Source organism: Luteibacter jiangsuensis (genome assembly GCF_011742555.1).
GTDB classification, from domain to species: domain Bacteria; phylum Pseudomonadota; class Gammaproteobacteria; order Xanthomonadales; family Rhodanobacteraceae; genus Luteibacter; species Luteibacter jiangsuensis.
The window spans coordinates 187,977-209,133 of sequence record NZ_JAAQQR010000005.1; the positions used below are offsets into that span (position 1 = coordinate 187,977).

A 21,157-nucleotide genomic window follows, 5' to 3' on the forward strand; every position below is an offset into this window, starting at 1 on the left:
GAGCTGGAAAGCTCACTGTGTGGTTGCCGGGTTCTGTGGGAGCCGGCTGAGCCGGCGATCGCGCGCAGCGGGCCAGCGTGCCGCAAGCACTCATCGCCGCTGAAGCGGCTCCCACAGAGAGCCGGCTAAACCTCAGCCGTCGATCGCTTCGGCAGCTTCGAGCGTGTTTTCCATCAGCGTCGCCACCGTCATCGGGCCGACGCCGCCGGGAACCGGCGTGATCCACGAGGCGCGTTCCGCGGCGGCGGCGAATTCCACGTCGCCGACGAGGCGGCCGTCTTCGAGGCGATTGATGCCCACGTCCACCACCACCGCGCCCGGCTTGACCCATTCGCCCTTCACCAGGCCCGGCTTGCCGGCCGCCACGACGAGGATGTCGGCCTGGCGCACGAAGCTGGCTAGATCCTGGGTGAACTTGTGGCAGCAAGTCACTGTGCTGCCTGCGATAAGTAGTTCCAGAGCGAGCGGCCGGCCCACGTGATTCGACACCCCGACGATCACGGCATGGCGCCCTCGCACCGGCCGGTCGGTGTGCCCGAGCAGGGTCATCACACCCTTCGGGGTGCACGGACGCAGGCCGAAGCGGCGCAGCGCAAGACGGCCGACGTTCACCGCCTGGAAACCGTCCACGTCCTTGCCCGGGTCGATGCGATCGACCAGGGCATCCTCGTCGATATGCTCGGGCAGCGGCGACTGCACGAGGATGCCGTGGACCGCCGGATCGGCGTTGAGGTTGTCGATGAGGGCGAAGAGCTCGTCCTGCGTGGTCGATGCCGGTAAGTCGTAACCGAACGACTGGAAACCGACCTGCTGGCAAGCGCGGCGCTTGTTCTTGACGTACACGGCGGAAGCCGGATCGTCGCCCACCAGCACGACGGCGAGGCCGGGCGCGCGGCGACCGTCGGCCACGCGCTTCGCCACACGGCGGGCGATGTGCTCGAGCAGTTCGTGGGCGATGCGCTTGCCGTCGAGGATACGTGCGGTCATGGAGGAGTCGCCCTGCGGAAACGCCGCATTATCGCCGATAGATGCGGCGGATTGTAGGACGTTCGGGCTTGAATCCTCGCGCCGTCGTAGGAGCGCGCCCTGCGCGCGACAGTTTTTCGCGCCATTCTGTGACTTGGCGCGCCAGCTCCGGGCCACAGCCTCAAAACATGTCGTACCCGACGCGGGCATAAACGCGCAAGGCGCGCTCCTACAAGGCGACATGACCAATAATGCCGATATGGCCATCGATACCCTCCCCTATCCCACCGATCTGACCGACGGCGTAGTGACCTTGCGCGCGCATCGCCATGGCGATGCCGAACCCCTTGCCGAGGCCGTCCGCGAGTCGGTCGACACCGTCGGCCGGTGGCAGGATTGGTGCCATGCCGGGTACGACGCCGCGGATGCCGAGCAGTGGATGGCGCTCGCGAGGAAATCCTGGCTGCTGGCCGACGGGTTCGAGATGCTGATCGTCGACGCGAACGCCGGCCGCATCCTCGGCGGCATGGGCGTCAACCAGCGGAACAAGGAGCAGCGCTTCGCCAACCTGGGATATTGGGTGCGCCAGTCGGAACAGGGGCGCGGCATCGCGACCCGCGCGGGGCGGCTGGCCATCGGCTTCGCATTCGCCTCGGTACGGGTCGCCCGGCTGGAAATCGTGGTGGCCGAGCACAACCTGCCCAGCCGCAGGACGGCTGAACGACTTGGAGGCACTTTCGAAGGAATACTTCGCAAACGATTGGTTTTAAACGATCAATCGCTTGATTGCGCGATGTACTCGGTGGTTCTGGGCGATCCGGCGGCTGCTGCCGCTCAGTAGACATCCACGTCGAGGGAAGCGCGCGGATGCGCGAGCAGTCCCTCAGCCCGCCGCAGCGCACATGCGTTCGAGGTCCCGATACCCCTCGAACATGGCGTCCGCTCCACAGCCCGGGCAATGCGGATCGCGGCGCAGGGTCAATTCGCGGAAGCGCATGCCGAGAGCGTCGTAGGTCAGCAGGCGGCCGACCAGGGGCTCCCCGATACCCAGTAGCAGCTTCAACGCCTCTGTCGCCTGGACGAGACCCACGAGGCCCGGAAGTACACCAAGCACCCCCGCCTCGCTGCAATTTGGCGCATCGGCCGCCGAGGGCGGCTCCGGGAACAGGCAGCGATAACACGGGGAATCGTCTCGCCTCGGGTCGAAGACGCTCGCCTGCCCCGTGAACCGCTCAATCGCCGCGTACACCACGGGCATGCCGAGGCGCCGGGTGGCTGCCGCCAGGAGGTAACGCGTGGCGAAATTGTCGGCGCCATCGATCACGATGTCGTGCTCGCGAAGCAGCGTCTCCACGTTCTCCGCGCACAGGCGCTCCGGCACAGGCGTTAAGCGCACGCGCGGATTGAGCGCCGCCAAGGTCATGCGGGCAGACTCCGCCTTGCCCAGGCCGACGCGGGCGTCGGCGTGGATCACCTGGCGATGCAGGTTCGATCGCTCGACGCGGTCGTCGTCGATGAGCGTGATGTGGCCGACGCCGGCGGCGGCAAGGTAGAGCAACGCCGGCGAACCGAGGCCGCCGGCACCGATCACGGCGACGCGCGCCGCCGCCAGCTTCGCCTGCCCCGTTTCGCCCACCTGGGGCAGAAGCAGCTGGCGCGCGTAGCGCTCTGCGGCGTCCGTATCGAGCATGCCTGCGCTCACAGGAAGGCCTGCAGCCTTCCACGCGCCCATGCCGCCCGCCACCGAGGACACGTGGCGATAGCCCATTCTCTGCAACGCCTCGGCGGCGAGCAGCGAGCGCTGCCCGCTCCCGCAAAGCACGAGAATCTCGCGGTCGCGGTCGGGCTCGGACTGCTCGATACGAAGTTCGAGGAACCCGCGGGACAGCCCCAGGGCGCCGGCTGGCGTATCGCTGGCCCGCTCGGCGTCCTCGCGCACATCGACAAGGAGTGCTCCTCGCCCTTGCCGGGCCAATGCCTCGACAGGCGACAACTCGCCCACCGTTGCACGGATCGAAGCAAGCCAACGGTCGCGATCGAGGCCCTCGGTCATACCGGACTCCCAGAAATTACTGGCACGAGTATGACATCGGCGACAGCGGCATCGACTGCGGCAAGCCCGCCGACGCCCCCGGAATTCTCCGACTTACTTCTCGCGCCGCTTCGCGTTGCGGATCATGCGCTGGCGACGGCGCTGCTGGCCTTCCGTAAGCACGTTCTTGCGGCCGGCGAAAGGATTCTCGCCATCGCGGAAATCGATGCGCACCGGCGTGCCTTCCAGGCGGAAGCGCTTCCGGAAGAAACCCTCCAGGTAGCGACGATACGCCGGCGCGATGTGCTTGGTACGGCTGCCATGGATGACGATGGTGGGCGGGTTCGAGCCGCCCGGATGCGCGTAGCGCAGCTTCGGCGCGTGGCCACGCACCAGCGGCGGCTGGTAGGCCTCGTAGGCCTTCTCCAGCGTGCGCGTGAGCTCGCTGGAGGACAGTTCCTTCGTGGCCGCCGCATGTGCGCGGATCACCGCCTTCATCAGTTCGCGGAGACCCGAACCGTGCAGCGCGGAGATGAAAACCGTCTTCGCCCAGTCGGCGAACTGCAGGCGTCGCTCGAGGGCCTTCTGGGTCTGCTCGCGCTGGTAGCTGTCCATGCCGTCCCACTTGTTCACGGCAATGACGAGCGCCCGGCCTTCCTCGATGGCGTGACCGATGAGCGTGAGGTCCTGGTCAGCCAGATTCTCTCGCGCATCGATCATCACGATCGTTACCTGCGACGCAGCAATGGATTGCAACGTCTTGATGACGCTGAACTTCTCCACTGCCTCTTCGACGCGCGAGCGGCGGCGCACCCCGGCGGTGTCCACCAGCGTGTAGCGGCGGCCGTCGCGCTCAAGCGGCACCCGGATCGGATCGCGGGTGGTGCCGGCGAGATCGGACACGATAAGGCGGTCTTCACCCAGCAAGCGATTGATGAGCGTGGACTTGCCCGCGTTCGGTCGGCCCACGATCGCCACGCGAATGCCCTGGTCTTCCAGGGCCGGATCGTCGTCGCGGTCGTCCGGGAGGTGCGGCAGCGCCTTGGCCACCAGCGTGTCGACGCCGCGGCTGTGCGCCGCCGACATCGGCAGGGTCTCGGCGATGCCGAACGAGGCGAACTCACCCATCGCGACCAGCTCGTCCACGCCGTCGGTCTTGTTGACCACGACGATGATCGGCTTGCCGCTGCGGCGAAGCTCCGTGAGGATCGATGCGTCGAGCGGCAGGATGCCCTCGCGCGCGTCGACCACGAAGACAAGCAGGTTCGCTTCCGAAATGGCGGCGCGAACCTGCTGGGCAGTGAGACCTTCGATACCTTCGTCGCTTCCCGACAGACCGCCGGTATCCACGACCACGAAAGGCCGCGGACCGAGACGACAGACACCATAGTGTCTGTCGCGGGTGACGCCGGGCATGTCGGCGACGAGGGCGTCCCTGCTGCGCGTCAACGCGTTGAAGAGGGTCGACTTACCGACGTTGGGGCGGCCGACCAGGGCGACGACGGGCAACATGGGGGTACATCATTCCTTGGATCAGTTCGCCGGGATGCGGTAGGCGCCGATATGGCCCTCGACATCCTCGACGTAGACGGTATCGCCCACCACGAGGGGCTGGGCACGAATGGCTTTCTTGGACAGTCGCTCGCGAGCCACGATCTTGCCGTCGCTGCTGTCGAGCCAGTGGATGTGGCCGTCGAGATCGCCCACGACCACATAGTTGCCCTGCACCGCCGGGCCCGTGAGCCAGCGATACTTCAGGGCGCCCTGCTTCCAGATGTTGGCGCCGCCGGACTTGTCGTAGGCAACCACCTCGGAAACGTCGTCCACGCCGAACACGGCATTGCCGTGCACGTCGAGCGAGGTGAAGGTGGACAGCGCGTGGTTCCACAGCGGGCGGCCGCTGGGACCGTCGATGGCCGTCAGCTGGCCGTGGTAAGCCGCACCGTAGAGGGTGGTGCCATCGAGGACCAGCGCGCCGTCGGCGTCGGAGAGACGGTCGATTTCGGTGCGGCCCTCGCCGGTGGCGAGCGTCTGCTCCCAGAGCTTCTCGCCGTTGTCGAGGCGCAGCGCCACGAGCTTGCCGGCATCGCTGCCGAAGAACACCACGCCGTTGGCCACCAGGAGGCGACCGTTGCCGCGCAGGCTGAGCAGCGGCACCTGCGACTGGTCGTATACCCAGCGGCGCTCGCCGGACTTGGCGTCGATGCCGTAGACGCGGCCGTCGTTCGTGCGGACGACCACGAGGTCGCCGACGATCACCGGCGCGGTGATGACTTCCGAAGACACCTCGGTGGCCCAGCGGCGCTCGCCGTCCTTCGCGTTGATGCCGTACAGGTGGCCGTCCAGCGTGCCGATGGCCACCAGGTCGCCCGATGCGCCGGGACCGCCGGAGAAGCGGGCGTCTTCGCGCTTGGCGTCGCCCCAGCCGAACCAGCCGTGCTGGCGGGTGCTCTTCGACCAGAGCTTCTTGCCGGTGGACGCTTCGAACGCGGCGATCTTCCCGTCCGTGCTGGCGGCGTAGAGCACGCCATCGGACACAACCGGCCGCATGCGCACGCCGGATTCGGCGGCACCGTCACCGATGCTGGACTTCCACACGCGCTCGACCTTGAGCGTCGGCTCGAACTTCTTGTCGAGCGGGGTCGGCGGTTCGACGTTTTCCTTCTTGAACGAATGGCAGCCGGCCAGAACGACCAGCGACGAAGTCAACGCGATTGCCCAGAAACGTTTCATGCACCCTGCTTCCCGGCCACGGCCAGATCATCGAGTTTGGTTTGGACCACACCGCGCTGCGGTGCGCTGTCGCCCATGGCGGCGATGGCGGCCTGGTAGGCCTTGCGCGCATCGTCGGGACGACCCAGCTTGACCAGCGCGTCGCCACGGAGTTCCTGCGAGAGCGCCACGAACGTCTTGCCGTCCATGCCGTCCAGGGCGGCAATGGCCTCCTGCGGCTTGCCTTGCGCGTACTTCAGCTGGGCCCCGCGAAACGACACGAGCGCCTTGAGCGTGGAGTCCTTCGCGTGGGCCTTCGCCCAGTCCAGGTCGCCCGCGGCCTTGTCGAACTGGCCGGCAAGGAGGTTGCGCTGCGCACGTTCGCCCGCGGCGAACACCGACCAGGCGGTGTCCGAGTAATCCTTGAGCAGGGTTTCGGTGCGCATGTCGATCTCGTTGGTGCGGCTCTGGGCCACGGCAAGCTGCAACGCCGAATATTCGCCGGCCGCGGCCTGCTCGTGGTTCGCCCGATGCGACTTCCACTGCTGCCAGCCGAAGATCAGCGCCAGGCCCAGGCCGATGCCCACGGCGATCGAGACGCCATTCTTGCGCAGCCACTGCTGGACGCGTTCGCCCTGTTCGTAGTCGTCGTATACGTCGAATGCCATGCAATCACCCACTGCGCTCCGCGCAGCAAATCCAAGGGAGGGAACGAGCCCGCGCCGGCCATCGGCGATGGCGGCACGGATCAATAGGCAAGGATACCCGAAAAGCACGGGCGGGCGGCGCCGCGCGGTGTGCGCACGGCGTGCCGCGGGGATCAGAGGGCGGTGGGCGAAGCCTTGCCGTCGCGAACGTCGACGCGGAAGCGGGCCACATTGGCACGGCGGAACGAGTCCAGCTGCACCGGCTGCCCGTCGATCGTCACCTGGGCACCGGTGGCATTGCCGATGCGGACATCGAGCTGGGAGTCGCTGCGGTACGACTTCTGCGTGCCGGCCGGCAGGATCCCATACTCCAGGCGCGAACCGTCGGCCGCCGTGACTTCCACCCAACTGGCGGAAGGCAGGCTCAGCGTGAGGCTGTGCGCGCCCCGTCCGGCTGCGTTGTCGGGCGTGGGCGCGGCGGACGCCAGCGGGGCCTTGTTGGCCGTGGCGTGGTCGAGCGGCGGGAACATGGCCATGGAGGCCATGAGGGGCTGCTGGTCTTCCACACGGGGTTCGCTGGCGGCGGCCGGCTTCGCCTCGGTGGCGGCAACGCTGTCGCCCGCACTGGACGACGGCGCGGCAGGCGCGTCCTGCTGCGCCACCGGCGTGGCGTCGAGCGGAGAAAGACGCGCCATGTCGCGGTCGAGCGTGCCGCGCACGCCCAGCCACACCATCGGCACGATGATCACCGCCGTCAGCACCACATAGGTGGCCGCGGTGAGGTAACGCTCGAACAGATAACGGGAATGGGAGACGCCGCCGGTGACGACGAGCTCCGGCTGGCGCGGCGTGAGGCGGGCGAGTTCGGCCTGGATGGCCTCTTCGTCCACGCCCACATGGCGGCCGTACTTGGTGAGGTATCCGGCGAGGTACACCTGGTAATCGATGCCACCGTATTCGCCGGCCTCGAGCTGGCGCAGGAGACGCGTCGGCAGGCGCAACGCCTGCCCGCAGGCCTCGATGCTGAAGCCGCGAGCCTCGCGCGCGGCGCGCAACCGGCCACCAAAGCCGGCTGCGGGCGCTGCGTGGTCGATCAGCACGCGGCCCTCTTCGGCAGGGGCCTCGATTTGCGGATCCATGACATGCTCCCTGTGTGCGTTCGGCTCGAGCCCGGCGAACAGGTCCTGTTCGCGTCCGTCCCGACCGGAAGAATTCGAAGATACTGGGGTCATTGACGTGCGGTGGCTTCGAGTGCGTGCGCGGGATCCGAATCCGGGAACCTTTCGCGCAGGCGTTTGGCGTAGTCCTGGGCCCCCTCCCCGTTGCCCAGACGTAGCTCGATATCGTGACCGAGCTTCAACGAATCCGGACTCGGCGCCCCCAGCGCCTCGTAGCGTTGCAGGAAGGCACGCGCCCGGAATGCATCGTTCTTAAGGTACAACACGTGCGCCATCTGATACAGGGCGTCCGCGTTATTCGGATTGCGCTCGATCGCCTTGCGGAAATAACCCTCGGCGGCGTCGTAATCCTGCGATTGCAGCTGGCAGGTGCCCGCATTGCTGAGCGCGAGGTCCGGCGTTTCGTAGAACGGGTCGGCCAGGGCGCGATCGAAGTACGGCTTTGCCTCGGCCGGCCGATGCTGGGTGCACAGGAAAACGGCGAGGTTGTTGTTCACCGAGCCCTTCTTCGGGTCGTATTCCACGGCCTTGCGATAGTGCAGTTCGGCGTTCACCGGGTCGTTGATGCGCTCGTAGAGCACGGCGATAACCGTATGGGCCGGAACGTATTTCGGATCGAACTCAAGCGCTTTCTGGAGTTTTTCCATGGCGCCCTTGAGGTCGCCGTTCTGCATGTAGCGCTGGCCTAGCTCGGTGTGAACCTCCGCCCCCTTGGCGCGATCCTCGGCGGCCGTCGAAGGCCGGAGGCCCGATCCGCCGCCCACACAGCCGGCGCACGCGAACGCGAGCGCGGCCACGAGTCCCCACCGCTCAAGCCGCATTCACCACTCCCTCTTCGAGTTTCTTGCGGAACTCCGCCTGACGGCGAGTACGGTCCACGACCTGCCCCTTCAACTGGCCGCAGGCGGCGTCGATGTCGTCGCCCCGGGTACGGCGCAGCATGGTCAACACGCCCGCATTGAGCAACTGGGTCTGGAACGCGCGAATCTCGTCCTGGCCGGAACGTTCGAAGCGCGCCCCGGGGAACGGATTGAACGGAATGAGGTTGACCTTGTTCGCCCCCGGGAGACGGCGCATGAACTTGATGAGCTGGCGCGCGTGCTCGGGCTGGTCGTTCACGCCCTTCATGAGGGTGTATTCGAAGGTGATCGAGGTGCGCGGCGCGCGCTGGATGTAACGCTCGCAGGCACCCATCAGCTCCGCCAGCGGATAACGCTTGTTGAGCGGCACGAGTTCCGTGCGCAGCTCGTCGTTGGCGGCGTGCAGGGACACCGCCAGGGAGACGTCGCTCTCCGCGGAGAGGCGGTCGATCATCGGCACGAGGCCGGCCGTGGACAGCGTGACGCGCTTGCTCGCCAGGCCGAAACCCAGGTCGTCGCGCATCAGGCTCATGGCCTTCACCACGTTGTCGAAGTTCAGCAACGGCTCGCCCATGCCCATCATCACCACGTTGGTGATGCGGCGCTGCTGGTGCGGCACATTGCCGAGATGTTTGGCCGCGACCCATACCTGGCCGATGATCTCGGCCGTGGACAGGTTGCGGGAGAAGCCCTGGGTAGCCGTGGAGCAGAACTGGCAGTTCAGGGCGCAGCCGACCTGCGATGACACGCACAGCGTGCCGCGGGTCGGCTCCGGGATGTACACCGTCTCGATGGCGTTGCCGCCATCCATGCCCAGCAGCCACTTGTGGGTGCCATCGACCGCGCCCTTCTCGAACACGGTTTTCGGCGGCCCCACGTAGCAGCTGGCGCTGAGTTTTTCGCGCAACGCCTTGCCGACATCGGTCATCTTCTCGAAATCGCTTTCGAGACGGTGGTAGATCCACTTCATGACCTGCTCGGCGCGATACGGCTTCTCGCCGAGCTGGGCGAAGAAATCGCGCAGCCCCTGGCGATCGAAGTCGAGCAGATTGACCTTTTCGGCGGGCGTATTCACGGCATGACTCAGTGGGAAACGACTTCCGTCGTACGGAAGAAATAGGCGATTTCCACCGCCGCGGTTTCCGGGGCATCGGAACCGTGCACGGCGTTGGCGTCGATCGACTCGGCGAAGTCGGCGCGGATCGTGCCCGGGGCGGCTTCCTTCGGGTTGGTGGCACCCATGAGGTCGCGGTTCTTCAGGATGGCGCCCTCACCCTCCAGCACCTGGATCATGACGGGGCCCGAAATCATGAAATCGACCAGCGCCTTGAAGAACGGGCGCTCCTTGTGGACGGCGTAGAAGCCTTCGGCTTCGGCGCGGCTCAGCTGCGCCATGCGCGCGGCCACGACCTTGAGGCCGGCCTTTTCGAAGCGGGCAAGGATTTCACCGACGACGTTCTTCTTGACGGCATCGGGCTTGATGATCGAAAGGGTGCGCTCCAGCGCCATACGGGTGCTCCGGGAATAGGAATAAGACAAGGAAGATCATGGGCGCCTTATGGGGCGCCGGATGCCAGTTTACGGCTAAAGCCGTCCGGAATGACTGACTTAGCACACGAAATCTTGACAGATTCTAGCTGATCCGCAACCCCGTTGCAGGCCCATGTGCGGTCGCGGATTGACCGGCCCGGGCAGCCGGGCGTACTCTCAAACGATCGTTTGATTCAAACCCACCGCCTGCGGAGTCCGCCGACATGACGAGCGCACCCTACGCCTCCCGCGAACGCAGCACGAAAGAGCGGATCCTGGGCGCCGCCGAGGCCCTTTTCGCCACCCACGGATTCGCAGGCGCCTCGCTCCGTCAGGTCACGGCGGCCGCACGGGTGAACCTTGCCGCAGTGAATTACCACTTCGGCTCCAAGGACAAGCTCATCGAGGAAGTGTTCCGCCGCCGCCTCGACGAGCTGAACAGCCGGCGCCTGGCGGCCCTGGCGAAAATCGCGAATCAGGACGAGACCCAGCTCGAGGACGTGCTGGACGCATACATCCGCCCGGCGCTCGACCTCTCGCGAACGGACGGCGGCGCGGCCGCCTTCGTCCGTGTGCTGGCACGTGCCTACGCCGAGCACAACGACACCCTGCGCCGCTTCCTCTCGGACAACTATGGCCACGTGTTGCGCCAGTTCGCCGCGGAGTTCGGGCGCCTGCTGCCCGGCCTGGCCAGGGAAGAGATCTACTGGCGCCTGGATATCGTCACCGGCGCCCTGACATACGCCATGGCCGACTTCGGCATCATCCAGCGCAAGAGCGACGTCGCCGAGCGCGACCACCGCGAAGCCGCCGCGGAACATCTCATCCGCTTCGCCGCTGCCGGCCTGCGCAACCCTTCCGTTTCCAATTCCCCGGTCACCCGCTGACCGGGGAACGATCATTGAGCTATCGGAGAACACCATGACCGCAACACCGTTACGCATTCGCAAGGCCGCGGTACTCGGCGCCGGCGTCATGGGCGCGCAGATCGCCGCTCACCTGACGAACGCCAACGTGGAAACCGTGCTGTTCGACCTGCCCGCAAAGGAAGGCCCGAAGAGCGGCATCGCCATGAAGGCCATCGCCAACCTCGCCAAGCTGTCACCGGCACCGCTGGCCGAAAAAGGCCTGGCCGCCGCGATCGTGCCGGCCAACTATGAAGAAGACCTGGCCATGCTGGCCGATGTCGACCTGGTGATCGAGGCCATCGCCGAACGGATGGACTGGAAGCTCGATCTGTATACGAAGATCGCCCCGCACGTGTCCAGGACCGCCGTGCTGGCCAGCAACACCTCCGGCCTGTCGATCAACGGCCTGGCCGAAGCGCTGCCGGAAGAGATGCGCCACCGCTTCACCGGCGTGCACTTCTTCAATCCGCCGCGCTACATGCACCTCGTGGAGCTGATCCCCACGAAGCTCACCGACCGTGCGGTGCTCGAGGGCCTCGAAGCCTTCCTCACCACCACGCTCGGCAAGGGCGTGGTCTACGCCAAGGACACCCCCAACTTCATCGGCAACCGCATCGGCGTGTTCTCCATGCTGTCCACGATGCACCACACCGAGAAGTTCGGCCTTGGCTTCGACACCGTCGACGCCCTCACGGGCCCGGCCATCGGCCGCCCGAAGAGCGCCACCTTCCGCACGGCGGATGTCGTCGGCCTCGACACGCTGGCCCACGTCGTCAAGACGATGGCGGACACCCTTCCCGACGATCCCTGGCATGCCTACTTCCAGGCGCCGGCGTGGCTGAAAGCCCTGATCGATAAGGGCGCCCTCGGCCAGAAGACCGGGGCTGGCGTCTATCGCAAGGCTGGCAAGGACATCGTGGTGCTCGATCTGCAGAAGCAGGACTACCGCGTGTCCGAGCAGAAGGCGTCCGATGAAGTTTCGGCTATCCTGGCCATCAAGGACCCGGCCGAGAAGTTCGCCAGGCTGCGTGCCTCGGCCGATCCGCAGGCGCAATTCCTGTGGGCCGTGTTCCGCGACCTCTTCCATTATTCCGCTTATCACCTGGCCGACATCGCCGATACCGCGCGCGACGTCGACTTCGCCATTCGCTGGGGTTACGGGTGGAAGCTGGGCCCGTTCGAGCTCTGGCAGGCAGCCGGCTGGCAGCAGGTTGCCGGCTGGATCGCCGAGGACATCGCCGCCGGCAAGACCATGAGCAGCGCACCGCTGCCGGCCTGGGTCACCGACGGCCGTAGCGGTGTGCACGGTAAGGCGGGTTCGTACTCGGCGGCCGACGGCGTCGAGAAGCCGCGCTCGAGCCACCCGGTGTACCAGCGCCAGGCGTTCCCCGACCCGATCCTGGGCGAGACGTTCGACAAGGGCACCACCGTCTGGGAGAACGACGGCGTGCGCCTGTGGCATGCCGGCGACGACATCGGCGTGATCTCGTTCAAGACCAAGATGCACACGGTGAACGACCAGGTGCTCGACGGCATCCAGCACGCCATCGGCCTGGCCGAGCAGCAGTTCCGCGGCGTGGTGCTGTGGCAGCCGTCCGAGCCCTTCTCGGCGGGTGCCGATCTCAAGGGCGCTCTGGGCCTGCTGAAGGAAGGCAAGCTTGCGCAGTTCGAGGCGATGGTCGCGAACTTCCAGGCCACCAGCATGCGCATCAAGTACTCGCTGGTACCGGTGGTAGCCGCGGTGCGCGGTCTTGCTCTCGGTGGCGGCTGCGAATTCCAGATGCATTCGGCGCGCACCGTCGCGGCGCTGGAAAGCTACATCGGCCTCGTCGAGGCCGGCGTGGGCCTGCTGCCCGCCGGCGGCGGCCTCAAGGAACTGGCCGTGCGTGCAGCCCAGGCCAACCCGGAAGATCCGTTCGAATCCCTGAAGAAGGTGTTCGAGACGATCGCGATGGCCAAGGTGTCCACCAGCGCGCTCGAGGCCAAATCCCTCGGCCTGCTGCGCAGGGACGACATCGTGGTGTTCAACAGCTACGAACTCCTGCACGTGGCGAAGGCGCAGGCGCGGGCCATGGCCGAGTCGGGTTACCGTCCGCCGCTGCCGGCGCGCGCCATTCCCGCCGCAGGCGACACGGCCACGGCCACCTTCAAGGCATCGCTCGCGAATCTGGCGGAGGGCTACTTCGCGTCCGCGCACGATATCGAGATCGCCAGCCGCATCGCCGACACGCTGTCGGGCGGCAAGATCGAACGCGGGTCGCTGGTCGACGAGGCATGGCTGCTCGCCCTGGAACGCCGCCACTTCGTGGAACTGGCGCAGACCGAAAAGACCCAGGCCCGTATCGCGCACACGATGACGACGGGGAAACCGCTGCGTAACTGACGCGCACAGCGCTCTGACGCAGCCCATCTCCCCACTTAAAGGAAACACTTCCATGAGCAAGCAAGTGCAAGACGCCTACATCGTCGCCGCCACCCGCACCCCGGTAGGCAAGGCGCCGCGCGGCGTATTCCGCAACACCCGTCCCGACGACATGCTGGCCCACGTCATCCGTGCGGTGCTGGAGCAGGCACCGGGCATCGACCCGGCCATGATCGCCGACGCCGTCATCGGCTGCGCGATGCCGGAAGCCGAGCAAGGCATGAACGTCGCACGCATCGGCGTGTTGCTCGCAGGCCTGCCCGAGCAGGTGCCGGGCGTCACCATCAACCGCTTCTGTTCGTCGGGCGTGCAGGCCATCGCGATGGCCGCCGACCGCATTCGCCTCGGCGAAGCCGACCTCATGCTGGCCGGCGGTACCGAGTCGATGAGCATGGTGCCGATGATGGGCCACAAGGTGGCCATGAACCCGGCCATCTTCGAGAACGACGAGAACCGCGCCATCGCGTTCGGCATGGGCATCACCGCCGAAAAGGTGGCAGAGCGCTGGAAAGTGAGCCGCGAAGACCAGGACGCCTTCGCACTGCAGTCGCACCAGCGCGCCATCGCGGCCATCGCCGCGGGCGAGTTCAAGGACGAGATCACGCCCTTCCAGCTCGACGACCGCTATCCGGACCTGAAGAACCACAGCGTCCGCGAAGACCGGCGCATCATCGACACCGACGAAGGTCCGCGCCAGGACACCTCGCTGGAAGTGCTGGGCAAGCTGCGTCCGGTATTCCGTAACGGCCAGTTCGGCGGTTCGGTGACGGCGGGCAATTCCTCGCAGATGTCCGACGGCGCCGGCGCCCTGCTGATCGCCAGCGAGAAAGCCATCAAGGACTACGGCCTCACTCCGCTCGCCCGTTTCGTGGGCTTCTCGGTGGCAGGTGTGGCACCGGAAGTGATGGGTATCGGCCCGAAGGAAGCGATTCCGAAGGCGCTGAAGCAGACGGGCATCACGCAGGACCAACTCGACTGGATCGAGCTCAACGAAGCCTTCGCAGCCCAGGCCCTGGCGGTGATCCGCGAACTCGGCCTCGACCCGGCCAAAGTGAATCCGCTGGGCGGTGCCATCGCCCTCGGCCACCCCCTGGGTGCCACCGGCGCCGTCCGCGCAGCCACGCTGATCCACGGTCTGCGCCGTCGCAAGCAGAAGTACGGCATGGTCACGATGTGCATCGGTACGGGCATGGGCGCCGCCGGCGTGTTCGAGGCGCTGTAACAAGGCGGGATCACTCGTGTGGGAGCCGCTTCAGCGGCGATCCCGCGGCAGCGGGCACGCTAGCCGCGAGCACCCATCGCCGCTGAAGCGGCTCCCACACAGAGCGAAGATTTGGGGTTAACCTCAGGCCATGCACGGCATCCACACCATCGATACCGGCTTTGCCCGGCCCTCCTTCGATGCGGCCTACCTGGTCGCCGAACGAGGCCGTGGCGCCTTCGTCGACAGCGGCACCGCGCATTCGCTGCCTCGCTTCCTCGATGCAATCGCCGCGGCCAGCCTTCAGCCGAAAGACATCGACTGGGTGATCCTCACCCATGTCCACCTCGATCACTCCGCGGGTGCCGGTCAGCTGATGCGGCACCTGCCCAACGCCAAGCTCGCGGTGCATCCGCGCGGCGCCCCGCACATGATCGACCCCTCCGCCCTGATCGCCGGTGCCGCCGCCGTCTATGGCGGGGAAGACATCGTGCGGAGGGACTACGGCGACATCGTTCCGGTGCCGAAAGACCGTGTCGTCGAAGCAGACGACGGGTTCGTCGTCGACCTGGCGGGTCGCGCCCTGCTCTGCCTCGACACGCCCGGCCATGCCCGTCACCACATCGCCATACACGATGAACGCGCCAACGCGTTCTTCACCGGTGACGTGTTCGGTCTTTCCTATCGCGAACTCGATTCGCCGGGCGGGCTGTTCATCATCCCCACCACGTCACCGGTGCAGTTCGACCCCGACGCGGCGCATGCGTCCATCGAGCGCCTGATGCGCTACGAGCCGGAGGCCATGTACCTCACCCATTACGGTCGGGTAACGGATGTGGCGCGGCTGGCGCGCGATCTCCACGAACTGATCGACGCCATGGTGGCGATCGGAAAGCGGCACGTATCCGCACCTGACCGCGAACAGCGCATCGCCTTCGATTTCATCGACCTCTACGCCGATCGCGCGCACCGCCAGGGCGTAACGCTGAACACCGCCGAGATCGTGAAGGTGCTGGAGGTGGACATCCGCCTCAATGCCCAGGGTGTGGTCGTCTGGCTCGACCGCAACTCCCGTTAAGCCAGCCGGCTACCGTTCGGCACCGCCCGCTCCGTCGTGGTGATGACCACGCCTTCGTCGGTATGGAAACCCGTGAGCAGGAATTGCGAGCGGAAGGGGCCGATCTGTTTTTCCGGGAAATTGATCACACCCACGATCTGCTTGCCGACCAGTTCTTCCGCGCTGTAGATCGCGGCCACCTGCGCGCTTGTCTTCTTCTCGCCGTGCGGCCCGAAGTCCGCCCAAATCTTGTACGCCGGCCGGCGCGCTTCGGGGAACGCTTCCGCGCGCACGATCGTGCCCGCCACCAGTTGCACCTTCTCGAAGTCTGCCCAGCTGATTTCTTCGCTCATCTCATCCTTCCAGTCGCGACTTGAACCAGTCGCGCAATTCGTATTTCCAATACGTGCCCTGCGCCGCCAGATAACCGAACGGCCGGTGCACCGGGTCCAGGCCGAAGCCCGCATACGTATCGAGCACCGGCTCCCCCGATGCGATGGCTTCCGCCAACGCTTCGCCGGCCGCGCATGTCGGTGCCAGACCGTGGCCGCCGAACGCTTGCGCATACCATAGGCCGTTTCCATGCGTGCCCACCTGGGGCATCTCGTGACGCGCATAGCTCATCAGGCCCGACCATGCCTGCTCGACCCGCACATCCGCCAGCGACGGAAACACACGTGCAAGATCGCGCTTCAGGAGTCGCTGCACGGCACGTGGCGACCGGTCGCGCACCGAAATGCGGCCGCCCCAGAGCAATCGCGTGTCGGCCAGCGGCCGATAGTAATCGAAGGCGAAGCGGGTGTCGTACACCGCGGCGCGTGTACGCAGGCATTCGCCGAGTCGTTCGCCCAACGGTTCGGTCACCATGACGTAAGTGGCAATGGGCAGCACGGCGCGATCGATGCGGCGGTCCAGTCCGGCAAGATAACCGCCGCAGGCGAGCACCACGTTCGGGGTTTCCAGTTCGGCATCGCCCACACGCAGCACCCAGCGGGCGCCCCGGCGCTCGAGCATCCGCACGCGCGAGGATTCGTGGATGCGCACGCCCGCCCGTTCGGCCGCCTGCGCCAGGCCACGCGCGTAGGCCAGGGGATCGATGTGCAGGGCGTTCCTCTCGTAGAGGCCGTCGTGGTACCGGGGGCTGCGCACGAATTCGTGCATGGCGTCCTCGGGTATCCACTGCCAGTCCGCACCGTAATGTTCGGCAAGCAGACGCTGCCGGGAGCGCAGCACCGCGGCGTCGCGAAACCAGTTCGCCCAGACCACACCTGCATCGACGGCATCGCACTCGATGCCCAGCACGGCGATCCGCTCGCGAATCAGATTCACCGCGTCCACCGTGCGCGCGTAAAGCGCGCGAGCCCGCTCCGGCCCCGCCTGTTCCAGCAACGCCTTTTCGCCCAGCGAATAGCCGGCGAAGACGAACCCGCCGTTCCGGCCCGACGCCCCGAAGCCGACCCACCGGGATTCCAGGACGACTACGTCGCGCACGCCGCGGGCGGCCAATCCCAGGGCCGTATTCAGCCCGGCGAACCCGCCGCCTACCACGACGACCGCGGCCTCGCGCCGCCCTTGCGGCGGCGGCCGAAGCGCGGGGACGGTCGTTCGGTCGTGGTACCACGACGGCATCGGGCGGATCCTCGAGGTCAGGTGCGCCGTTGTACAAGACCGCGCGCCGGGGCGAAAGGTCCGCCCCTGTACGAGTTCAGGCGTATGATTTGCGAACGTCCCGAGCAATCCATCCCATGAGCCTGCTGCCACCCATCGACCTTCAACGCTGGATCGACGAGAACCGCGCCCTGCTCAAGCCACCCGTCGGCAATAAATGCATCGTCGACGGCGACTTCATCGTCATGATCGTCGGTGGCCCGAACTCCCGCACCGACTACCATTACGACGAGGGGCCCGAATTCTTCTACCAGCTCGAAGGCGAGATGGTGCTGAAAGTGCAGGACGACGGCCGGGCCCGCGACATCCCGATCAAGGCCGGGCAGATGTTCTACCTGCCTCCCAAGGTCCCGCACTCGCCGCAACGCATGCCCGATTCGATAGGGCTGGTGATCGAAAGGCGCCGCATGGCGGGCGAGAAAGACGGCCTGATGTGGTTCTGCGACGTGTGCAACCACAAGCTGTACGAGCACTATTTCACGCTGGGCAGCATCGAAACCGACTTTCCGCCGGTTTTCGACAGGTTTTACCGGTCGCTGGAGGCCCGCACCTGCGGCAACTGCGGCACGATCCACCCGGCACCGGCCAGGTACGCCGACTGATCCGTCCCGTCAGCGGCGACGGGACAGCCATTTCGACGCCATGCGGCGGAGCGACGGATCCAGGGACGGATCGCGCGCGATCTCGCTTACCGGCCGCCACGCCAGTCCCAGCGATTCTTCGTTCGCGACGAACCCTTCATCGCAAGCGACCACCGCGTAGCGCACGTCGTAATGCCAATGCTCCGGTTCGGCTCCTCGGGCCGGAATGACGTGGCGGTCCACGTCGAAGATGCCTGGAAGCACAGCCAGCCCCACCAGGCCCGTTTCTTCCCCGGCCTCGCGCAACGCGACGCCCGGGAGATCCGCGTCCCCGTCTGCATGCCCGCCGGGTTGCAGCCAACGGCCCAGTTTCCGGTGATGCATCAGTAACGCGCGTTCGCCGTCCGCGCTTACCAGCCACGCCGAAGCGGTGAAATGGCCACGCAGTGTTTCGCGGTGGAAGGGCCGTGTCTCGCTGCGCCCCCAGGCGATGAAGTGGTGTACCGCGGCTTCGTCGGGCCAGCGGGCCGCGTAGTCGTCCAATGCGTCGAGCAAGTGTTGTCGTGCGGCGTCCATGAGGGAAGGCTTCGAAAGAGCCGGCATTTTCGCACGTCTTTTTCGGATTAGTCCGATGTCGCCGCCGGTAGAGGCTTGCCTACGATGTCAACGGGCGCACGACGCGCTCCGTCCGCAGCGTCCGCTGTGCAATGCAAGGAGTCGCGCATGTCTCAGAAACTGAAGTCAGCCGCCGCGTTCGCGCTGGCGTGCTCCGGCCCTGTTGCCGCCTGGGGCGCCGCCCTTCCCGGCGAAGCCAATTTCACCGGCCCCCTCGTCACCCCCGCCGTCAATGCGTTGCCGGCCGGCATGGTGAACATCGAGCCCTATCTCATTCATACCAATACGCGCGGGAGCTACGACAACCGTGGCGGCCGCCACGAGAGCAAAGCCACCGTACGGCAGTGGCAGATCGCCCTGCCCATCTCCTATGCCCTCACCGACACGGCGTCCGCGCAGGTCATCCTCAATGCGGCTCGAACCTCGGGCTACGGGCAACACAGTGACGGCATGCGCGCAGGCGACACCACGGTTCGCTTCCAACAGCGCCTCCGCGGGCCAGCCGCCGACGGCACTGGTCTGGTGCTGGGGCTGGCCCTGGCCCAACGCCTCCCCACCGGCCGCTACCACCGCCTGGACACCAACCCGCTGAACGGCACGGGCAACGGCGCCATGCGCACCACGTTCGCGTTCGGCGCGCAGGAACTCTTCTGGCTCGACGGCGGCCAGGCCATCCGTTGGCGCGGCCAGCTGGCGTGGAGCCCGTCACCCGGTCGCATCCGGGTGCGCGACAGCAGCGTATATGGCACCGATGCGGGCTTTCGCGGCCACGCACGGCTGGGCCAGGCATGGAACGCCTCCGTCGCCGCCGAGTACGCGCTGGACACCCGCTGGGTGCTCGTGGGCGAAGCCATCTGGAACCGCGCCAGCGCCGTGAATGTCGCCGGCACGGCGGCGGGCGGCTCGCGCGTGGCGTACAGGCTCGCTCCCAGCCAGGAATTCAGTCTCGCGCCGGCCGTTGAATACAACTTCACGCCGAACACGGGACTCATCGCGGGCGTGCAGTTCACCGTCGGCGGCCGCAACACGGCCGATTATGTGGCGCCCCAGGTGGCGCTCAACATGGTCTTCTGAAACACCGCGACTCGATATGCACAACCGCCGCAAGTCATGGTCGACACCTCGCCCGCAGCATGCAATGCCTTGGCAGGCCTCGCATTGCAGCTTGTACGGCCGAGCCCCCCTGGGCTATGGTGCCGTGCCAGCGCTTCCGGGCAGAGGCGCGTCCACCGCGGCACGCGGCGGTTCCAATAATAAAAGGCTACATTCCGGCAGTAGGGGAGACACATGCTGAAACACCTGTTCGCGACGCATCCCATTGAGGCCGCGCCGCACGTCGACGCTGGCGAACACATCGAAACCGGTGTGCACGCAAGCGGCGAGCTCAAGCGAGTCCTCACGGCCAAGCACCTGATCCTCCTCGGCGTCGGCGCCGTCATCGGTGCGGGTATCTTCGTCATCACCGGGCAGGCCGCCGCGCTGCATGCGGGTCCCGCGCTGGTCATCAGTTTCCTCATCGCAGGCTTCGCCTGCGCCCTGGCCGGCCTCTGCTACGCCGAGTTCGCCGCCATGCTTCCGGTGTCCGGCAGCGCCTATTCCTATTCCTACGCCACCCTCGGCGAGTACGTCGCCTGGTTCGTCGGCTGGAACCTCGTCCTCGAATACCTCTTCGCCGCGGCCACCGTCGCCGCCGGCTGGTCCGGCTACTTCAACGAGCTGCTCGGCATGCTCGGCCAGATGGCCGGCACGAACCTCGCCCTGCCGGCGTCTCTGTCGTCGGCGCCCTTCCAGTTCGTCGACGGCCACATCCAGGCCACCGGCACGCTGATCAACCTGCCGGCGGTCGCCATCATCGCCGCCCTTTCCGGGCTCTGCTACGTCGGCATCACGCAATCGGCGTTCGTCAATTCGATCATCGTGGCCATCAAGGTCACCGTGATCCTGCTGTTCCTCGCCTTCGCCATCCAGGTCATCAACCCGTCCAACTGGCATCCGTTCATTCCGGAAGCGGAAGGTCCGGGCACGTTCGGCTGGGGTGGCATCTTCCGCGCGGCCACCATCGTTTTCTTCTCCTACGTCGGCTTCGACGCGGTGTCGACCGCGGCGGGCGAAGCGAAGAACCCGCAGCGCGACATGCCCATCGGCATCCTCGGTTCGCTCGCCATCTGCACCGTGCTGTACATCGCCGTGGCGCTCGTGCTCACCGGCATCGCCCCGTTCCGCATGCTCAACACGCCAGAGCCGGTGGCCACCGCGCTGGGGCTGTATCCGCACCTGTCCTGGCTGAAGGCCATCGTGGTGCTCGGCGCCATCACCGGCCTGTCCTCGGTCATCCTGGTGATGCTCATGGGCCTGCCCCGCATCTTCTTCTCGATGGCGAAGGACGGCCTGCTGCCGCAGACCATGGCCAAGGTGCACCCGAAGTTCCGCACCCCGTACATCGGCACCATCATCGTGGGCGTGGCCGCCGCCGCCATGGCCGGCCTGTTCCCGGTCAGCGTGCTGGGCGAACTGGTGTCGATGGGCACCCTGCTCGCCTTCGCCACCGTCTGCGTGGGCGTGCTCATCCTTCGTTACACCCGTCCGGACCTGAAGCGCAGCTTCCGCGTGCCGTTCGTCTGGCCGATCTGCATCGCCGGCGCCCTCGCCTGCGTGTATCTGTTCTGGCAGGCGTTCGAAGAGCACTGGCGCCTGATGGTCGGCTGGATCGTCATCGGCCAGGCCATTTACTTCGGCTACGGTTACGCGCACAGCAAGCTGCGCAAGTCCCTGGGCTGATC

20 protein-coding genes are annotated in these 21,157 nt (G+C 66.5%); 8 read left to right on the forward strand and 12 right to left on the reverse strand.

Annotation, left to right across the window (positions count from 1 at the left end; translation table 11 throughout):
* Nucleotides 1–132 precede the first annotated feature (132 nt).
* Nucleotides 133–987: a bifunctional methylenetetrahydrofolate dehydrogenase/methenyltetrahydrofolate cyclohydrolase FolD gene (gene folD / locus HBF26_RS12850; protein ID WP_167127025.1), complete on the reverse strand. Its 855-nt coding sequence runs from the start codon at nucleotides 985–987 to the stop codon at nucleotides 133–135.
* Between the two features lie 220 nt (nucleotides 988–1,207).
* Here folD and HBF26_RS12855 point away from each other — a divergent pair, with 220 nt between their 5' ends.
* Nucleotides 1,208–1,807, forward strand: coding sequence for a GNAT family N-acetyltransferase (locus HBF26_RS12855; protein ID WP_167127028.1), 600 nt, complete (start codon nucleotides 1,208–1,210; stop codon nucleotides 1,805–1,807).
* Nucleotides 1,808–1,849: 42 nt separating this feature from the next.
* On the opposite strand, the gene moeB is transcribed toward HBF26_RS12855, so the two are convergent.
* From moeB to ndk, 8 genes are all read right to left on the reverse strand, one after another.
* Entirely contained in the window at nucleotides 1,850–3,019 is a 1,170-nt protein-coding gene (moeB, locus tag HBF26_RS12860) for a molybdopterin-synthase adenylyltransferase MoeB (RefSeq protein WP_167127031.1), read from the reverse strand.
* 93 nt (nucleotides 3,020–3,112) lie between these two features.
* Nucleotides 3,113–4,510 carry a ribosome biogenesis GTPase Der gene (gene der / locus HBF26_RS12865; RefSeq protein WP_167127034.1) on the reverse strand — a complete coding sequence of 466 codons (1,398 nt, stop codon included), beginning with the start codon at nucleotides 4,508–4,510 and terminating at the stop codon, nucleotides 3,113–3,115.
* Between the two features lie 21 nt (nucleotides 4,511–4,531).
* Complete coding sequence (gene bamB, locus HBF26_RS12870; RefSeq protein ID WP_167127037.1) at nucleotides 4,532–5,731, reverse strand: outer membrane protein assembly factor BamB; 1,200 nt, start codon at nucleotides 5,729–5,731, stop codon at nucleotides 4,532–4,534.
* Nucleotides 5,728–6,378: a YfgM family protein gene (locus HBF26_RS12875; protein ID WP_167127040.1), complete on the reverse strand. Its 651-nt coding sequence runs from the start codon at nucleotides 6,376–6,378 to the stop codon at nucleotides 5,728–5,730. The genes bamB and HBF26_RS12875 overlap by 4 nt, the downstream gene beginning before the upstream one ends.
* 152 nt (nucleotides 6,379–6,530) lie before the next feature.
* Entirely contained in the window at nucleotides 6,531–7,496 is a 966-nt protein-coding gene (locus HBF26_RS12880; RefSeq protein WP_167127043.1) for a helix-turn-helix domain-containing protein, read from the reverse strand.
* A gap of 89 nt (nucleotides 7,497–7,585) precedes the next feature.
* Entirely contained in the window at nucleotides 7,586–8,356 is a 771-nt protein-coding gene (gene pilW, locus HBF26_RS12885; RefSeq protein WP_167127046.1) for a type IV pilus biogenesis/stability protein PilW, read from the reverse strand.
* Entirely contained in the window at nucleotides 8,346–9,482 is a 1,137-nt protein-coding gene (gene rlmN, locus HBF26_RS12890; protein ID WP_167127349.1) for a dual-specificity RNA methyltransferase RlmN, read from the reverse strand. Before rlmN ends, pilW begins: the two co-directional genes overlap by 11 nt.
* Nucleotides 9,479–9,904, reverse strand: a complete 426-nt coding sequence (ndk, locus tag HBF26_RS12895) for a nucleoside-diphosphate kinase (RefSeq protein WP_167024392.1) — start codon at nucleotides 9,902–9,904, stop codon at nucleotides 9,479–9,481. Before ndk ends, rlmN begins: the two co-directional genes overlap by 4 nt.
* Nucleotides 9,905–10,149: 245 nt before the next feature.
* On the opposite strand from ndk, the gene HBF26_RS12900 reads away from it, so the two are divergent.
* From HBF26_RS12900 to HBF26_RS12915, 4 genes are all read left to right on the forward strand, one after another.
* The gene (locus HBF26_RS12900) at nucleotides 10,150–10,812 is read left to right on the forward strand and encodes a TetR/AcrR family transcriptional regulator (protein ID WP_167127049.1); all 663 of its coding nucleotides are present in this window, start codon (nucleotides 10,150–10,152) and stop codon (nucleotides 10,810–10,812) included.
* 34 nt (nucleotides 10,813–10,846) lie between these two features.
* Complete coding sequence (locus HBF26_RS12905) at nucleotides 10,847–13,216, forward strand: 3-hydroxyacyl-CoA dehydrogenase/enoyl-CoA hydratase family protein (RefSeq protein ID WP_167127051.1); 2,370 nt, start codon at nucleotides 10,847–10,849, stop codon at nucleotides 13,214–13,216.
* A gap of 52 nt (nucleotides 13,217–13,268) precedes the next feature.
* Entirely contained in the window at nucleotides 13,269–14,477 is a 1,209-nt protein-coding gene (locus HBF26_RS12910) for an acetyl-CoA C-acyltransferase (RefSeq protein ID WP_167127054.1), read from the forward strand.
* Nucleotides 14,478–14,607: 130 nt separating this feature from the next.
* Nucleotides 14,608–15,534, forward strand: coding sequence for an MBL fold metallo-hydrolase (locus HBF26_RS12915; RefSeq protein WP_167127057.1), 927 nt, complete (start codon nucleotides 14,608–14,610; stop codon nucleotides 15,532–15,534).
* On the opposite strand, the gene HBF26_RS12920 is transcribed toward HBF26_RS12915, so the two are convergent.
* Nucleotides 15,531–15,866, reverse strand: a complete 336-nt coding sequence (locus HBF26_RS12920; RefSeq protein WP_167024375.1) for a tRNA-binding protein — start codon at nucleotides 15,864–15,866, stop codon at nucleotides 15,531–15,533. The genes HBF26_RS12915 and HBF26_RS12920 overlap by 4 nt on opposite strands.
* A gap of 1 nt (nucleotide 15,867) precedes the next feature.
* The gene (locus tag HBF26_RS12925; protein WP_167127060.1) at nucleotides 15,868–17,142 is read right to left on the reverse strand and encodes an NAD(P)/FAD-dependent oxidoreductase; all 1,275 of its coding nucleotides are present in this window, start codon (nucleotides 17,140–17,142) and stop codon (nucleotides 15,868–15,870) included.
* A gap of 116 nt (nucleotides 17,143–17,258) precedes the next feature.
* Between HBF26_RS12925 and HBF26_RS12930 the strand changes: the two genes are divergently transcribed.
* Nucleotides 17,259–17,783, forward strand: a complete 525-nt coding sequence (locus HBF26_RS12930; RefSeq protein WP_167127062.1) for a 3-hydroxyanthranilate 3,4-dioxygenase — start codon at nucleotides 17,259–17,261, stop codon at nucleotides 17,781–17,783.
* A gap of 9 nt (nucleotides 17,784–17,792) precedes the next feature.
* Here HBF26_RS12930 and HBF26_RS12935 read toward each other — a convergent pair whose 3' ends face one another.
* Complete coding sequence (locus tag HBF26_RS12935; protein ID WP_167127065.1) at nucleotides 17,793–18,338, reverse strand: NUDIX hydrolase; 546 nt, start codon at nucleotides 18,336–18,338, stop codon at nucleotides 17,793–17,795.
* A 147-nt stretch (nucleotides 18,339–18,485) separates the two neighbouring features.
* On the opposite strand from HBF26_RS12935, the gene HBF26_RS12940 reads away from it, so the two are divergent.
* A complete protein-coding gene (locus tag HBF26_RS12940; protein WP_167127068.1) occupies nucleotides 18,486–19,451 on the forward strand; it encodes a transporter in 966 nt (321 codons plus the stop codon).
* Between the two features lie 213 nt (nucleotides 19,452–19,664).
* Nucleotides 19,665–21,155: an amino acid permease gene (locus HBF26_RS12945; RefSeq protein WP_167127071.1), complete on the forward strand. Its 1,491-nt coding sequence runs from the start codon at nucleotides 19,665–19,667 to the stop codon at nucleotides 21,153–21,155.
* The last annotated feature ends 2 nt before the right edge of the window (nucleotides 21,156–21,157 follow it).

What these genes read in the sequence shown, in the direction of transcription:
- folD (WP_167127025.1), bottom strand. Translation starts at nt 987, where the DNA reads ATGACCGCACGTATCCTCGACGGCAAGCGCATCGCCCACGAACTGCTC.
- HBF26_RS12855 (WP_167127028.1), top strand. Translation starts at nt 1,208, where the DNA reads ATGACCAATAATGCCGATATGGCCATCGATACCCTCCCCTATCCCACC.
- moeB (WP_167127031.1), bottom strand. Translation starts at nt 3,019, where the DNA reads ATGACCGAGGGCCTCGATCGCGACCGTTGGCTTGCTTCGATCCGTGCA.
- der (WP_167127034.1), bottom strand. Translation starts at nt 4,510, where the DNA reads ATGTTGCCCGTCGTCGCCCTGGTCGGCCGCCCCAACGTCGGTAAGTCG.
- bamB (WP_167127037.1), bottom strand. Translation starts at nt 5,731, where the DNA reads ATGAAACGTTTCTGGGCAATCGCGTTGACTTCGTCGCTGGTCGTTCTG.
- HBF26_RS12875 (WP_167127040.1), bottom strand. Translation starts at nt 6,378, where the DNA reads ATGGCATTCGACGTATACGACGACTACGAACAGGGCGAACGCGTCCAG.
- HBF26_RS12880 (WP_167127043.1), bottom strand. Translation starts at nt 7,496, where the DNA reads ATGGATCCGCAAATCGAGGCCCCTGCCGAAGAGGGCCGCGTGCTGATC.
- pilW (WP_167127046.1), bottom strand. Translation starts at nt 8,356, where the DNA reads ATGCGGCTTGAGCGGTGGGGACTCGTGGCCGCGCTCGCGTTCGCGTGC.
- ndk (WP_167024392.1), bottom strand. Translation starts at nt 9,904, where the DNA reads ATGGCGCTGGAGCGCACCCTTTCGATCATCAAGCCCGATGCCGTCAAG.
- HBF26_RS12900 (WP_167127049.1), top strand. Translation starts at nt 10,150, where the DNA reads ATGACGAGCGCACCCTACGCCTCCCGCGAACGCAGCACGAAAGAGCGG.
- HBF26_RS12905 (WP_167127051.1), top strand. Translation starts at nt 10,847, where the DNA reads ATGACCGCAACACCGTTACGCATTCGCAAGGCCGCGGTACTCGGCGCC.
- HBF26_RS12910 (WP_167127054.1), top strand. Translation starts at nt 13,269, where the DNA reads ATGAGCAAGCAAGTGCAAGACGCCTACATCGTCGCCGCCACCCGCACC.
- HBF26_RS12915 (WP_167127057.1), top strand. Translation starts at nt 14,608, where the DNA reads ATGCACGGCATCCACACCATCGATACCGGCTTTGCCCGGCCCTCCTTC.
- HBF26_RS12920 (WP_167024375.1), bottom strand. Translation starts at nt 15,866, where the DNA reads ATGAGCGAAGAAATCAGCTGGGCAGACTTCGAGAAGGTGCAACTGGTG.
- HBF26_RS12925 (WP_167127060.1), bottom strand. Translation starts at nt 17,142, where the DNA reads ATGCCGTCGTGGTACCACGACCGAACGACCGTCCCCGCGCTTCGGCCG.
- HBF26_RS12930 (WP_167127062.1), top strand. Translation starts at nt 17,259, where the DNA reads ATGAGCCTGCTGCCACCCATCGACCTTCAACGCTGGATCGACGAGAAC.
- HBF26_RS12935 (WP_167127065.1), bottom strand. Translation starts at nt 18,338, where the DNA reads ATGGACGCCGCACGACAACACTTGCTCGACGCATTGGACGACTACGCG.
- HBF26_RS12940 (WP_167127068.1), top strand. Translation starts at nt 18,486, where the DNA reads ATGTCTCAGAAACTGAAGTCAGCCGCCGCGTTCGCGCTGGCGTGCTCC.
- HBF26_RS12945 (WP_167127071.1), top strand. Translation starts at nt 19,665, where the DNA reads ATGCTGAAACACCTGTTCGCGACGCATCCCATTGAGGCCGCGCCGCAC.